General features: G+C 45.5%; 12 protein-coding genes. 10 read left to right on the top strand and 2 right to left on the bottom strand.

Annotation, left to right across the window (positions count from 1 at the left end; all coding sequences use genetic code 11):
* Nucleotides 1-477 precede the first annotated feature (477 nt).
* The 10 genes from AC2JF8_RS05895 (at nucleotide 478) to AC2JF8_RS05850 (ending at nucleotide 11854) form a co-directional block, all read left to right on the top strand.
* A complete protein-coding gene (locus AC2JF8_RS05895; protein WP_500761984.1) occupies nucleotides 478-1878 on the top strand; it encodes a sugar porter family MFS transporter in 1401 nt (466 codons plus the stop codon).
* A 46-nt stretch (nucleotides 1879-1924) separates the two neighbouring features.
* Nucleotides 1925-2848: a myo-inosose-2 dehydratase gene (iolE, locus tag AC2JF8_RS05890; protein ID WP_500761982.1), complete on the top strand. Its 924-nt coding sequence runs from the start codon at nucleotides 1925-1927 to the stop codon at nucleotides 2846-2848.
* Nucleotides 2849-2895: 47 nt separating this feature from the next.
* Nucleotides 2896-4758: an FAD-dependent oxidoreductase gene (locus AC2JF8_RS05885; protein WP_500761980.1), complete on the top strand. Its 1863-nt coding sequence runs from the start codon at nucleotides 2896-2898 to the stop codon at nucleotides 4756-4758.
* 160 nt (nucleotides 4759-4918) lie between these two features.
* A complete protein-coding gene (locus AC2JF8_RS05880; protein WP_500761978.1) occupies nucleotides 4919-5605 on the top strand; it encodes a hypothetical protein in 687 nt (228 codons plus the stop codon).
* A gap of 15 nt (nucleotides 5606-5620) precedes the next feature.
* Complete coding sequence (locus AC2JF8_RS05875; protein ID WP_500761976.1) at nucleotides 5621-6496, top strand: isocitrate lyase/PEP mutase family protein; 876 nt, start codon at nucleotides 5621-5623, stop codon at nucleotides 6494-6496.
* A 14-nt stretch (nucleotides 6497-6510) separates the two neighbouring features.
* On the top strand, nucleotides 6511-7653 hold the full coding sequence (locus AC2JF8_RS05870) for an MFS transporter (protein WP_500761974.1): 1143 nt from the start codon (nucleotides 6511-6513) through the stop codon (nucleotides 7651-7653).
* Between the two features lie 143 nt (nucleotides 7654-7796).
* Nucleotides 7797-8819 carry a Gfo/Idh/MocA family protein gene (locus tag AC2JF8_RS05865; RefSeq protein WP_500761972.1) on the top strand — a complete coding sequence of 341 codons (1023 nt, stop codon included), beginning with the start codon at nucleotides 7797-7799 and terminating at the stop codon, nucleotides 8817-8819.
* An 18-nt stretch (nucleotides 8820-8837) separates the two neighbouring features.
* Nucleotides 8838-9704: a sugar phosphate isomerase/epimerase family protein gene (locus AC2JF8_RS05860; RefSeq protein ID WP_500761970.1), complete on the top strand. Its 867-nt coding sequence runs from the start codon at nucleotides 8838-8840 to the stop codon at nucleotides 9702-9704.
* Nucleotides 9705-9717: 13 nt separating this feature from the next.
* Complete coding sequence (locus AC2JF8_RS05855; protein ID WP_500761968.1) at nucleotides 9718-10569, top strand: TIM barrel protein; 852 nt, start codon at nucleotides 9718-9720, stop codon at nucleotides 10567-10569.
* 235 nt (nucleotides 10570-10804) lie between these two features.
* Nucleotides 10805-11854 carry an IS30 family transposase gene (locus AC2JF8_RS05850; RefSeq protein WP_500761966.1) on the top strand — a complete coding sequence of 350 codons (1050 nt, stop codon included), beginning with the start codon at nucleotides 10805-10807 and terminating at the stop codon, nucleotides 11852-11854.
* Nucleotides 11855-12150: 296 nt separating this feature from the next.
* Here the strand turns inward: AC2JF8_RS05850 and AC2JF8_RS05845 are convergent, their stop codons facing one another.
* Together AC2JF8_RS05845 and AC2JF8_RS05840 are read right to left on the bottom strand one after the other, a co-directional pair.
* Nucleotides 12151-12999: a TIM barrel protein gene (locus tag AC2JF8_RS05845; protein WP_500761964.1), complete on the bottom strand. Its 849-nt coding sequence runs from the start codon at nucleotides 12997-12999 to the stop codon at nucleotides 12151-12153.
* Between the two features lie 12 nt (nucleotides 13000-13011).
* Nucleotides 13012-13869: a TIM barrel protein gene (locus AC2JF8_RS05840; RefSeq protein ID WP_500761962.1), complete on the bottom strand. Its 858-nt coding sequence runs from the start codon at nucleotides 13867-13869 to the stop codon at nucleotides 13012-13014.

The raw sequence follows: 13869 nt of genomic DNA, 5'->3' as shown, positions 1-13869 counted from the left end.
AAATTACTGGTGTATAAGGATTTGATACACGCACTTAATTTTTAAAACCTTTGTAAAAGCAAGAGCAAATGGTCTAAAAGCTCCCAAAAACCACGGATTTCATGATTTATTTTACATATATCTAGCACAAATTTACGTTGACATATTTACAAAAGTGCGATTTTAACTACTGACAAATGATCGTATTAGAAAATTCCAAATTCACAGCGGGCGGAACAAGAACGCGAGAAAGTCCCAGCAAACCAGTAAAAATAACTAAAAAATGTTTGTTCAAAACGCTTCTAAAAATTGGTCAAAAATAAAAACGCTTGCAAAAAGCAGGAGCGCTTTTACAATACATTTCAGTGATTGCAATCACGAAGAGAATAGATTAAAGATCTATAATCTTATAGATTTTAGTAGTTACCCGTTAAGTATTAGTAGTTAAGTTTTATGTGCCTTTGTGGGGCCACATATTACAGAATTTGGAGAGTGCAGATGCAAGAAAATAGTTACGAAAATAATCATCATGGTTATTTAGTTTTGGTTGCATGGATTGCATGTATGGGAGCGCTGTGTTTCGGCTTTGATACTGGAGTCGTGAATGGTTCGCTTGACTTCATGGCAAAACCGGATCAGTTAAACCTGTCGGCTTTTGAACAAGGTGTTGTTTCAAGTGGTTTGACGTTTGGGGCCGCCTTCGGTGCAGTCTTTGGCAGTCCACTGAGTGACCGTTTAGGGCGAAAAAAACTAATGATTTGGTTGGGTGTTTTGTTCACCTTGACCGCTTTGGGATGTGGCTTTGCGCCTAATACGATCACATTGATAGTCTTAAGACTTATCATGGGGCTGGCTGTTGGTGCAACTTCCGCCTTAGTACCAGTGTACCTGGCAGAAATTTCACCGGCCGAAGAGCGGGGGAAGTTTGTCAGCATGAACCAGTTGCTGATTGTTGGCGGCCAGGGGTTGGCATTCCTAATCAACGCTGTTTTGGGCAACACACTTGGTGCACATGATGCTGCTGTTTGGCGGCTAATGTTAGGCGTGACTGCCATTCCTGGTATCTTATTGTGGCTTGGTATGTACCTTGTACCAGAAAGTCCACAGTGGTACGTCAACAAGGGGATGTTTGGTCCGGCTTTAAAGGCCCTTTATAAACTTAGGAGCAAAGCTCAGGCTGAAGCTGAAATTGATGAGCTAAAAGAAAATGCGGCAAAATTAAAGCAGGAAAATGCCGAAAAGGCTTCACTTAAAGACTTTAAGAAGCCGTGGATTTTACAAATTGTTATTACTGGGTCACTACTGGGAGTTTTTCAGCAATTTGCCGGTATTAACTCCGTTATGTACTACGGTACCAAGATTTTGACCTCGGCCGGCTTTGGTAGCAACACGTCACTGTACATGAATATCGCTAACGGCGTCTTTTCGGTGATTGGCGCCATTGTCGGTATGTACACGGTTGATCGCTTAGGCCGTAAAGCCCTGCTGCTGATTGGCTACGTGTTCTGTGCAATTGCTTTAGTTGTTATCGCATTAATTGGGACATTGGCCCTGCATACATCATGGGCGCCATACGCAGTTTTAGTTATTTTGCTAGTTTACATTGTCATTGATCAAGGCACACTTGGTCCCGTTACGTGGCTGCTTAACTCAGAAATCTTCCCCGCTCGTTACCGTGGTGTAGGTACGGGTATTACTATTTTTGTTTTATGGATGGCTAATTTCGTAGTAGGTTTGCTCTTCCCTGTGATCCTTTCAATTTTGGGTATTTCGTCATTCTATATCTTTGCGGTCTTCTGCTTGATTGGCGCCTGGTTTGTTAGGGCCAGAGTTCCTGAAACAAAGGGCGTTTCACTAGACAGTATTGAAGCATTCTTCCGTGACAGATATGACAAGTAAGCGGTTATAAAACTATAGTTAATAAATTATTAAGGAGATAATTACAATGTCAGAATACGATATTAATAAAAATATTAAATTAGGTATTTGTCCTATTGGCTGGCGGAATGACGATATTCCATCGATCGGTGCGGAAAACACATTCCCGCAGCTTTTGAGCGATGCAGCCTTGGCTGGCTTTAAGGGCGTAGAAGTGGGTGGTTTCTTCCCGGATGCAGATCACGTTAACTACGAGCGCAAACTGCGACACATGGAGATTGCAGGCCAATGGTTCAGCAGCTTCATCATCCGCGATGGCATTAACAAGGCAGCGGCTGATTTTGAGGAGCACTGCAAGAACTTGCAAGCGCTGGGCGCTCACATTGCGACCGTTTCGGAACAGACTTATTCAATCCAGCAAACCAGCAAGAACATCTTCGAAGATAAGCCGTACTTTACCGACCAAGAATGGGCAGAAGTCTGCGAAGGCTTGAATAAGTACGGTGAAATCGGCAAGAAGTACGGCGTTAAAGTGGCATACCACCACCACCTGGGTACCGGTATCCAAACTTTTGCGGAAACCAAGCGGTTGCTGGACAATACTGATCCTGACAAGGTAAGCTTGGTGTTTGATACAGGCCATGCCTACGCTTCAGAGGGTGACGTGATGCCGATGCTTAATGCATTTGTTGACCGGGTCGTTCATGTCCACTTCAAGGATGTTCGTAAGGACAAGGAAGACGATTCTAAAGCAAGGGGCTTGTCATTCCAAGATTCATTTATGAACGACATGTTTACGGTACCGGGTGATGGCAGTATTGACTTCAAACCAGTATTTAAGACTTTAGCCGATCATAAATATACCGGCTGGATTATGGTTGAAGCTGAACAAGATCCGAAGAAGCATAATCCGTTTGAAATGGCTGTAAAAGCACATAAGTATATGGAAAACGAATTGTTTATTCCATATGAAAATAAGAGTTTAAATTAGTTTTCATCTAATTTCCTTTTTAGAATAAAAGAGAGGTTTTTAATAATATGATTATTGACAAGTCCGTTAAATGGGATAAGGTCTACGACGTAGTAGTATTGGGATTTGGTGGTGCTGGTGCTAGTGCGGCTAGGTTTGCCGCAGATAATGGTGCTAAGGTGCTGTTAGTTGACAAGGCACCAGAGGGCCATGAAGGTGGTAACACCAGGTATTCAGGTCAAAACGTTGGCTATACACCGGATCCAGTAAAATTTAGAACTTACTACAAGCAGCTTGCACAGGGCTTTCACATTGATGAGGATGTAGAAGATACTGTAATTAACGGCCTGGCAAATATGAAGGATTATTTCTCAAAATATTTGGAAGTAAAGCCATTTGTATTTGGGGAGCATCCTGAAGATAACCCGCTGACACATACCGCAGATAACCAGACGACTGCGACTCACCCGGAATTTACTGATTCTGACGCATCAGAATTAATGACTGTACATAATGGCATGTTTGACTCTGCCTTGTGGACAGTATTGCGGGAACGAGTTGTAGACCGCATGGATAATATTGATGTTTGGTATGATTCGCCAGCCATTCATATTATCCAAACCCCTGATAAAACTGTGGTTGGAGTTCAAATTAAGCGTAAGGGCAAGGTAAAAAACATTGGCGCACGCAATGGTGTCGTGCTTTCTACTGGTGGCTTTTCGAACAGTAAGATTAAAATTCAAGACTTCATCGGTGAGCAGCACCTGGCACCAGTTGGGACCCTGTATAACACTGGTGACGGGATTGATCTTGCCATTGAGGCCGGGGCGCGGTTGTGGCACATGACTACGTATAATTCAGCCGGCATCGTAGGCGATTTAACTCTGCCAGTTAAGGAAGGTGAACGTAGTATCTTCCAACCAGCTGACATTGATGCCAAAGAGATGTATACGGGCAGCATCTTTACTGTGGGAGATGATGGAACAAGGTATTGCCGCGAAGATATCTTCAGTATTGAGGGCTGGTTCTACGAGCATGGCCAATGGCGGACGCCGCACGCCCCAATCAAGCCGTACGTAGTTTTTGACCAAAAACAATACGAAAAATTGGCCAAGATTGACCACGTGCCGTACCAACGTGCCCTGAAGAACTTCCTGATAAGCGCAAACAGCGTTGAAGAATTAGCTAAGAAGATTGATGTTGATCCTGAAACGTTGACGACAACAATTGATACTTTCAATTCGTACGCCGAATCCGGTAATGACTTAGACTTCCACCGTGCAGCTGCTACCCTAGAACGATTCGATTCTATGGGCAAAGTTTATGCTTTACCGATGGTACAGTCCATCGCCCAGACCCATGGTGGTCCAAAGCGCAACGGCAAGGCTGAAATCATGGATCCGTTTAACAATGCTATTCCGCACCTCTACGGCGCCGGTGAACTGGGCAGCAATATTGTGCGCATCTACCAGGGTGGTGAGAACCTGGCCGATTGCCTAATCTTTGGCAAGGTTGCAGGTGAAAATGCCGCTAAGGAAAAGCCTGATAAATATGGTGTATTTAGTGATAACGCCGATGCTACGTCGGGCGCATCAGTTAAGGAAGATGCTGATTTAACTAGTGACCTGAAGAAGAAGTACACTGTTAAGTTAGACAAGAATCAGTACATGGGTGTAAGTTCTGCCGGCATGGGCAATGATATTGTTGTCCGGGTTACCGTAGATGATGACCAGAACCTTAAGAACATTGAGGTTCTGCAGGAAAGCGAAAGCGAAGACTACGGTAAGCGGGCTATTAAGGCATTGCCAAAGATCATGGTTGAGCAAAATACCTATGACGTTGATGCCGTTTCAGGCGCTTCATCATCCAGCCGTGCCATGAGGGAAGCAGTCAAGATGGCTTTGGACTCAGCCAAAAAAGAGCACAAGTAAATACCTGCTCTATTGAAAATTTAGGTTAGACCGCACGCACCTTCTTTAGGGTCGTGCACTACTTTTAAAGCTCGTAGTTAACTTTTTTCGGAATGATGATAATTGCATTCAGATATTAGGTTATACGGGCTTTTTTGGTAAAAACAAACGAGGAAATATTATGTTAAAAGGAAAAATACCGGTAACCGTTGCGGCCGACTTGATAAACGGCGTGAATGATAATAAGCCCGTATTTGTCAGTGGCAGACTACTGGCACTATTGACTTTGGGCAAAGACAACGAGGGCCTGATAACCAGACGTGAGTATTTGCAGTACTTTACTACGCTCAGCATCGAAACGGGGGCGCCGTTAATTGCTGACGCCCAGTCGGGTTTTGGCAATGAGTTGAGTGCATGGACGGCTGCTGACGAGTTGGGTAGCGCGGGTGCAAGCTACATGGTACTAAATGATCAGGCCTGGCCGGCGACGTCACTACAGATTGCGGGCGCAAGGTCGACAGCGAATTACCTTAATATGGTTAAGGCGGCCGTGGCCGGTGCGCATGACTATGATTTGCAAGTCATTCCCAAGCTAGAGGGCACGAGCGTGTACGGCTACACGGGGCTAGTTGAACGGATTCGCTGTTTGCAGCAGCTGGGAATAGAGCAGATTGCCGTGTCCCGGCTGCACCAAGAAGAGCTTGAGAAACTAGGGGACGAACCTTTTTTTGCTCAACTTGGAGTTGCGCTGGATGATGAAAATATTTCTTTAGCCCAAGCCCAAGCACGGACGCCGGCGTTTATCATGCCTGTCCGGCAGACAATCGACTGCATTGAAGAAATGAATAGCAAGATTTTACATCTTTAAATTAAGGAGCTAATTATGAAAAATAAAGCGGCTGTAATGCGGCAAACTTTTAATGACCTGGCTTGCAAGAGCAATCAGATGCTAAGGATGCCGGTTGCTGGCGATGGCTTATCTGCAAAGATTGGCGAAAAAGCGGGCTTTAAGGCAATCAACGTAACGGGTTTGGCCGTAAATTCGGTATATGGCAAGCCTAACTGGGGTTTTGCAGATTTTTACATCTTGTTTAACCAGGCTAAAGAAGTAGTCGACAGTGTGAACATTCCGGTTCTGTGTGATGTGGGCACCGGTCACGGCTTCAGCGCCAATATAGCCAGGACTACCAGGAGCTATGAGGCCATTGGTGCTGCGGGAATCTATATTGATGACGGCGTGTGGCCCAAAGCCTGCGGTGACATGGCAGCCACGCTGATTGTCTCAGAGGCAGAAATGACCCAGAGAATAAGGGCCGCTGTGGAAGCCAGAACGCACGCCGACTTCACAATCATGGCCCATTCATCCGCACGCGCTGTCTGTAATCTTGATCAGGCGATTGCCAAGTACCGCAGCTATGTTATGGCGGGTGCAGACATGCTGTACGTGGATAGTATCACGAGCGTGGACGATTTACGCAAGATTGCGCAAAAAGTTCCCAACGTGCCGCTTTTAGCAAACCTCAATTTGTTGACCCAACCAGTAGATGCTAAAGAACTGCTTGCCCTGGGCTATTCGCTGACGACCCTCAGCGATGACGCGCTGCATGCCCGGGTGGCAGCGGAGCAGGCCAGTTTGGCTAAGGAAAAAGATACCGGGGCGGCGAAAAATAGTTCAACTGGCAATGATCAACGGGAGAAGTTCGAACAGTTGGTGGATACCGATAAAATGCGCCGGCTTGAAAGTGCCTATGCTAAATGATGCGGAATATGCAGATGAAGAAGCAGAAAACATTATTCATAGTGATTATTGTTTTGTTTTGGTTTGCGCAGTATGTTTACGTGCCGTATCAAACCCCTTATCTAACTGCCATTAACGTCACTTCCAGCTTAATCGGACTGGTGATCGGAGCGTATGGCTTTGCACAGCTGCTGCTTAGAATCCCTCTGGGGGTGTTGGCGGACTGGCGCTTGAATCATAAATTGATTATTGTTAGCGGCACTTTGCTAGCCGGCTTGGCTTCTTTAGCCCGCCTGCTCTGGCAGACGGGAACCGGCTTTTTGCTTGGAAATATCGTTTCGGGAATTGCAAGTGCCACGTGGCTGTCATTCATGATGTACTTTCTAAAAATAAATGACGAAGCAAGCAGAGTTGAAAACATGGGCATTTTGGTGATGGCCAATAATACAGGGATGCTGCTGGGATTCATCGCTTCAAGCGTGTTGGCTTCAAAAATTGCAATAACCGGATTATGTGCTCTGAGCACCGCAGCCGGCGTGCTCGCATTTCTTTTGGCCTTGTCCCTGCCTGTAGTTGAATTTCAAAACGACGCCGGGACGGACGCGCTAAAAAATCTGCGCCGCGTCTTCAAAAACAAAACGCTAATTACGTGCGGCGTCCTGGCCTTCATTCAGCAGGGAATACAAATGGCGACAACCATGTCCTTCACGACGCAGATTGTGAGAGAAATCGGTGCCCCAGCTTATTCTGAAGGGCTATCGTCGATAATTTACATGCTGGCAGCCGTTTTGTTTGCAAAGCTAACTGCGTCAAAGTGGATCGCACAATTTACCAAACGCCAGATTTTAGTTGCTAGTTTTATTTTGCTGGCAGCTTACTGCTTCCTGGTGCCCCTAGTGGGGTCAATTTACTTAATTTATTTGCTGCAAGTTATTCCAGGGGTTGGTACGGGTATTCTCTTTGCTATTCTCAATGCGGAAGCAATCTCGCGGGTGCCCCAAAACGTTTGGTCCACGGCAACCGGTGTTTTTCAATCTATTTATGCCTTGGGAATGACGAGTCTGCCTATTTTTGCCGGGCAATTGCGCGCAGCTTACTCGCTGACGACAGCCTTCTGGGGCTTAGGGGTTCTTGCTTTAGTGGGCGGGGCATTGGCAGTTAAATTCTGGTCCGATTAGTCACCGCAACTTTGAGCATTTTTTACATTTTATGAATATCTATTTACATTGAGACGTATTGCAAAAGCTCTATAATGAAAAATGTAACAAGTGAGCGAAACCGCTTACTAGTAAAAACTAAAGTAATTTTTAGGAGGAAAAACATGACACTTAGAATAGGTATTATTGGTTGTGGTTATAAAGGTGGCGACCATATTGACCGGGTGGCTAACCAAATCAACGGCGCTACTTTGGCCGGTGTTGCTGATATTAAGCAGGAACGTGCAGAAAAGTACGCTAAAAAGTATGGCTGCAAGCACTTCCAAACCGGTGATGAGTTAATTGAATCGCCTGATATTGATGCAGTTATGGTTGTTACCCGTCCCCACGACACGCACGTGCCATATGTGCTTAAGTCTCTTGAAGCAGGCAAGTATGTCTTTACTGAAAAGCCACTTTCAACTTCAGCTGATGATTGTATGCGTGTTGTTGAAGCCGAAACTAAGATTGGCAAGAGACTAGTTCAGGTTGGCTTTATGCGCCGCTACGACAATGGTTACCGTCAAATCAAGAAGGCCATTGACGAGGGCACTTATGGCAAGCCACTCCTGCTGCACATGACTCACAGAAACGAAACGACTGTTTCCGACTACTACGATAACGATGCTATTGTTGAAACGGCCATTCATGAATGCGACATCATGCATTGGCTGGTTGGCGACGACTACGACAAGGTATCCTGCTTCATTCCAGGCGCACAGACCAAGTACACCCACGAAGGCTTACAGGATCCACAATGCATGACTTTTGACACCAAGAGCGGTATTCATGGTGACCTTGAAGTCTTTGTCAATAACCACAACAGTTACGACATTAACTGTGAGGTTGTTTGTGAAGAAGGTACTATTGCCCTGACCAGTCCAATTTTCTCAAAGGTTAAGACCCAAGAAAGAGAACAAACTACCATTCCAGAAAATGATAGTGTTCGTTTCCGTCAAGCTTTTGACTCAGAAATCCAAGACTGGGTAAACGGTGTCTTGGCAGATCACTTAAACCCAACTGCTCCAACTACTTGGGATGGCTTAATGGCATGTGTAGCTGCTGATGCCCTGGAGAAGTCACGTGACAATGGCTTCGTAAGAGAACCAGTTGTATTGCCAGAAAGACCAGAACTTTACAAAAACTAGTAGTAGGGAAAGATTTTTATGAAATTAGCTTATGATGCTTCAATGTTTCGTGATAGTACACCTTTTCATGAAACTATAGATAAGGTAGCAGAGCTTGGCTATAAATATTTGGAGTTAGCACCGCGGACAGATTTCTTCTGGTTCTACCAATATCCTAAGGCCAATTCTGCTATGATTGCCAATGTACGCAAATGGTGCAGGGACGCAGGAATTGAAATTTCTTCTCTCGTTCCAGTTCAACAATGGTCATCTCCTGATGAACAAGAGAGGCAAGCAGCTGTTCGCAATATGAAGAGAACGATTTGGCTTGCTTCAGAGTTAGGTGTTGATACCATTAACACAGAATTTTCAGGTGACAAATACAATTCGGTGGCGTCAGAAGGCCAGTGGTACAAGTCCATGGAGGAATTGCTGCCAATCTTTGAAAAGGAAGGAATTCGTCTCGAAATTCAGGCTCATCCGAACGACTTTATCGAGTCTAGTTATGCAGCGGCGCAATTAATCCGCTCCCTTAACTCTGACAATGTTGGTCAAGTCTTATGTTCATCCCATGCCTTTTACTCTGATGGGGGCAAGGGTGACGTGAGAAAACAAATCCTGGATTCTAAAGATGTATTGAGCCATGTTTTAATTGCAGATACGTTTAATTACGCAGGATCGTATGGACTACGTTACACCATTAATCCGCCGGCTGCGCCTGTAACCATTCACCAACACCTGAATCCAGGTGAAGGTGAAGTAGATATGGACGCCTTCTATTCTACGCTGCGCGAAATCAATTTTGATGGTATTGTCACTAACAATGTGTTTATGTGGCCTGATCGAATTGAGTGGTCAAATGAAAAGACCCTGAAGTCGATTAAAGAAGGGCTTCATATTAAATAAAAGGAGGGCACTTATGCTTTCTTATAATGATTTTTGTATTAATAGAAAAGCTGCGCCTGGATTAGACCTAAAGGACTTTATCCAGATGGTTGCAGATCTTGGTATTAAATATATTGAGCTGCGTAACGATATAACTGGCAAGGTCGATAATTCAGCGATTCTGGATGGTTATCAACCAGAAGAGATTAAGCAGTTGCTTGATGAAAAAGGCATTCAGGTTGTTGATATCAACGCTCAAGGTAATATGGATTTAGCTGAGAAGTTGGATGAGAACCTAACTAGTTTAAACCAAATGATTGCCATCGGTAAAATCTTAGGCGTAAAGAATATCTTGTTCTGCCCAGTGCGTGATGCTAGCGATACGAGAAGCGATGAGCAGCGGCGCCAAGGTGCAATTGACAACATGAAGGTCTACGCTAAAGTGCTGAAGGAAAACGGCATGAGCGGCCTGCTTGAGCCGCTGGGCTTTGTCGATGCAACTTTGCAGACACCGTGGCTTGCCCAAGATATTATCAAGGCAGCCGGTGTCGATAACTTCAAGCTCGTGGCGGACAACTTCCACTACTACCTGGCCAATGTTACCAAGGAAGACTTTGACACTAAGGTGGATCCAACAATGGTTGGCCTGGTGCACCTGAGTTCCGTCGTTAACGATAAGCCACGTGAAGAGCTTGACGATGCAGACCGGGTTATGCTTGAAGACAATGACATCATGCATGTCGTTAACCACGTAAAGATGTTTGAAAACAGTTCTTACAATGGATTATACTCGTTCGAGCCCTTCTCACCAGACTTATACGAATGGGATGCTGAAAAAGCCAAAAAGGAAATTATTCATAGCATAGACTTGATTAATGCTAAGTAATAATTATGGTTACATTCTACTGATTTAGCCTAATTTGTTTACCTTAATATGATCCTTAATAGGGATACTGAACAATATTAAATAATGTTCAGTATTCCTATTTTTATTCCGTATTTTATAATTATGGTAAATTGTAAAATGAAGTTGAACACTTATCCTGATTAGAAAATAAAAAAAGTCCATTGGACTTCTCTGATAGAATGTAATTACCCAGAATTCTAGAAAGAAGTTGCCAATGAACTCGTTTAATTCTACCATATCTAATCACCAAAAGGGCCAACATCTTGCTTTGCAAGACCGCATAATTATCCAAGTTTTGCGCCAGCAGGGCCAGTCCCTGCGTCAAATTGCCGCCAGTCTCAATTGTTCACCCACCACGGTTAAGTACGAGCTTGAACGCGGCCAGATTTCTTTGTATCACGGTAAACGGTACCGCTATGATGCCCAAGCAGCGCAAAGACGCTACCAGACCAGGCGCAGCCATTGCGGTCGTAAGCAATCCTTCTTGGCCAAAACCCGCTTCATTAAGTATGTTGAGCAGCACTTCTTCAAGCAGGGCTGGTCGCTTGATGCCTGTGTGGGCCGGGTCTTAGCCAGTGGCGCCTTTATCCGGGAAGAAACGGTCTGCACCAAGACGCTCTATCATTATGTGGAAGGTGGTTTATTACGGGTTAAAACGACGGATCTGCCCGAATGCTTAAGCCGCAAGACGAAAGCTAAACGGGTACGCCAGCATAAACGCAGATTGGGCCGCAGTATTAGTGAACGGCCTGCTGCTATTAACCAGCGCCGCGAGTTTGGCCACTGGGAGTGCGATCTGGTTTTAGGACATAAAACCAAAGATGACCAGGCTCTCTTGACCCTGTATGAACGCATGACCCGCAAATTCATGATTATCCCGATTAAGGATAAGACGGCTGCCAGCGTCATGGCGGCCTTTAAAACCTTGCGCAGCCAATACCAGGAGCACTGGCACGCAGTCTTTAAGACCATTACCACGGATAATGGTTCTGAGTTTGCGGATTTAGCCCAGTTAGAAGAAGCAGCGCAGACGCTGGTTTACTACGCGCACCCTTATACTTCTTGTGAGAAGGGCGGCGTGGAGCGGCGCAACCGGTTAATCAGGCGCTTCATTCCTAAGGGCAAATACATCAAGGATTATGACTTAATGCAAATCTACGGCATTGAGGAATGGTGCAATAACCTGCCGCGCAAAATCTTAGCCTACCACACTCCCGATGAATTATATGAGAGAAGATTAGATTGCATCTATCAAAGCAAGTAGGGTGTTCAACTTAAAATTGCAATTTTCGATTTTATAATTATCAAGGGCTGTGGGCACGAAGAAATTTGCTCCAGGCCAGCTGGCTTTCAGGAGCAATCAAGAAGCTGCGACAAGTCCTTACAATAAGAACAATATTATAGGAAGAAAGAGTTGTGCAGGGACCGGATAAATGGATGGCGAGTGCGAATGGGGATAATTATTGCAGTTGGAGCGCAAGCAAAAAGGCGGGCCAAAACATTTAGTTTTGATCCGCCTTCTATTTAGATGTTTAACAGGTGGGACAGTCGCTTGTTGGTTTAACCGGCGATAATCTTTTCAATGCTGGATGAAATTTCCTGCTTGCACTGGTCATAACTCCACTGGTCAATTTCGGGAGCGCAAGGTTCAAACGAATACAAGCCGAAGTAGTTGCTTTCCTTGAACCAGTTGGCCTGATCAATGGTCTTCATGACGTCCTGATCATTGGCACAAATGAATAAACGGTCAGCGTCATCTGCTTCTTCAGGGCTCTTAGCAGCTGGAATTGAGCTTAAGTGAATCAACCCGACCCGACTGACGTCAACCTTTTCGTCAAAGTCTTCCTTGGTAACACGGGCCTTGTAGTAGTGGAACGTGTCGGCAATCAGTTTGAAGTTTTTGGCGTCTGCTTCCTTGAGGACCTGTTGGGCGACCCACGGAAAGCGCAATGATGAGTCGCCGAAGCCCAGGGGTTCAACTAGGCCGCTCACGCCGACTGCACCGAGGATGTCGGAGTAAATGCGGATGTTGTGGACCAGGTCGGCAAACTTCTGTGCATCTGTGCGGATGTCGTTGGCATTTCTGATTGGGGTAAAGAGAATGTGCTGTGCGCCAATCTTCTGTGCGATATCAGCCAGCTTGGTGACTGTTTGGATTTTTTGGTTCCAGTCGCTGCGGTCATCCAGGTTGAACTCGGCCGAGATGTTGGCGACGTGGACGTCGTATTTGCGCTGCAGGTCGTTAAATTCGGCAACGCTCATATCGTCTAAGAAATTGCTGCCGCGGTGGATGTCTGTCCTTAATTCAATATTGTGGACGCCAACGTCATTGGCCAGTCTAACAAAGTCGCTGAGCGTTAATCCGCCCGCACAACAGCGGTTGATACAAAAGTCATTTAATTCTAGCATTGGTATTTTCTCCTAAATATTTTTAATTAACTTAATACTATTTGATAGGTTGTTTTTGGCAGTTTCGTAGTCCCACTTGCGCAATTCATCTGAGAAGGGCTCGAATGAAAACAGGCCACTGAAATCACTCTCTGAGAACCACTTGATGCTGTCGTAAGCACTAATCGCGTCCTGAGCAGGATCAGTCAAAAGAACGCGGTTTTGATCGGTAAGCTCTTCTTTAGGTTTCTGCACTTCGACCGTGCTCATGTGGATTAGCCCCACCTTGTCAACGTCAAGCTTGGTGTCTAAATCCGCACGGGTAACGCCCCCCATGAACCAGTGGAACAGGTCGGCGACCACCTTGAAGTTGGTGACGTTGGCCTCTTCAATAATGTCGATGGCCCTGAACGGCGTCCTAATTGAACTTTCTGGAAAGCCCAGCGTTTCAAATAGTCCCGACATGCCCTCTTCTTGGAGCCGGTCGGCGAAAACCTTGATTGTTTTAACGCCTTGGTCAAACTTCTCACTGTCGCTGCGGCCATCGTTTTTATCCATTACCGGACAAAAGAGGATCTTTGTGGCACCGATGCCCTTGGCAATGGCAATCATTTCGTCCAGTTCCTTAAGGTTCTGGTCTTCCTGCGCAAGCAGGTCAGTGCTGCCGAGGGAATTGATGTCTTCAACGTGAACGTCGTACTTCTTCAATAAGTCGTTAAACTCAGAAGTGCTCATTCCGTCCAAAATGTTTTTGTTACCAGGCACTGCGGCCAGATCATTTCGCAGTTCCACGTGCTTGATTCCAAGGTCGTGGGCGAGCTTGATGAAGTCCGCAACCGGAAGACCGGGCAGGACTTTCCGGTTAAGGCACAGATTCGTATTATTAATCAT

Source organism: Lactobacillus sp. CA30L (genome assembly GCF_059900845.1).
This window is presented reverse-complemented; position numbering and strand designations above follow the sequence as displayed.

What these genes read in the sequence shown, in the direction of transcription:
- AC2JF8_RS05895 (WP_500761984.1), top strand. Translation starts at nt 478, where the DNA reads ATGCAAGAAAATAGTTACGAAAATAATCATCATGGTTATTTAGTTTTG.
- iolE (WP_500761982.1), top strand. Translation starts at nt 1,925, where the DNA reads ATGTCAGAATACGATATTAATAAAAATATTAAATTAGGTATTTGTCCT.
- AC2JF8_RS05885 (WP_500761980.1), top strand. Translation starts at nt 2,896, where the DNA reads ATGATTATTGACAAGTCCGTTAAATGGGATAAGGTCTACGACGTAGTA.
- AC2JF8_RS05880 (WP_500761978.1), top strand. Translation starts at nt 4,919, where the DNA reads ATGTTAAAAGGAAAAATACCGGTAACCGTTGCGGCCGACTTGATAAAC.
- AC2JF8_RS05875 (WP_500761976.1), top strand. Translation starts at nt 5,621, where the DNA reads ATGAAAAATAAAGCGGCTGTAATGCGGCAAACTTTTAATGACCTGGCT.
- AC2JF8_RS05870 (WP_500761974.1), top strand. Translation starts at nt 6,511, where the DNA reads ATGAAGAAGCAGAAAACATTATTCATAGTGATTATTGTTTTGTTTTGG.
- AC2JF8_RS05865 (WP_500761972.1), top strand. Translation starts at nt 7,797, where the DNA reads ATGACACTTAGAATAGGTATTATTGGTTGTGGTTATAAAGGTGGCGAC.
- AC2JF8_RS05860 (WP_500761970.1), top strand. Translation starts at nt 8,838, where the DNA reads ATGAAATTAGCTTATGATGCTTCAATGTTTCGTGATAGTACACCTTTT.
- AC2JF8_RS05855 (WP_500761968.1), top strand. Translation starts at nt 9,718, where the DNA reads ATGCTTTCTTATAATGATTTTTGTATTAATAGAAAAGCTGCGCCTGGA.
- AC2JF8_RS05850 (WP_500761966.1), top strand. Translation starts at nt 10,805, where the DNA reads ATGAACTCGTTTAATTCTACCATATCTAATCACCAAAAGGGCCAACAT.
- AC2JF8_RS05845 (WP_500761964.1), bottom strand. Translation starts at nt 12,999, where the DNA reads ATGCTAGAATTAAATGACTTTTGTATCAACCGCTGTTGTGCGGGCGGA.
- AC2JF8_RS05840 (WP_500761962.1), bottom strand. Translation starts at nt 13,869, where the DNA reads ATGATTAATAATACGAATCTGTGCCTTAACCGGAAAGTCCTGCCCGGT.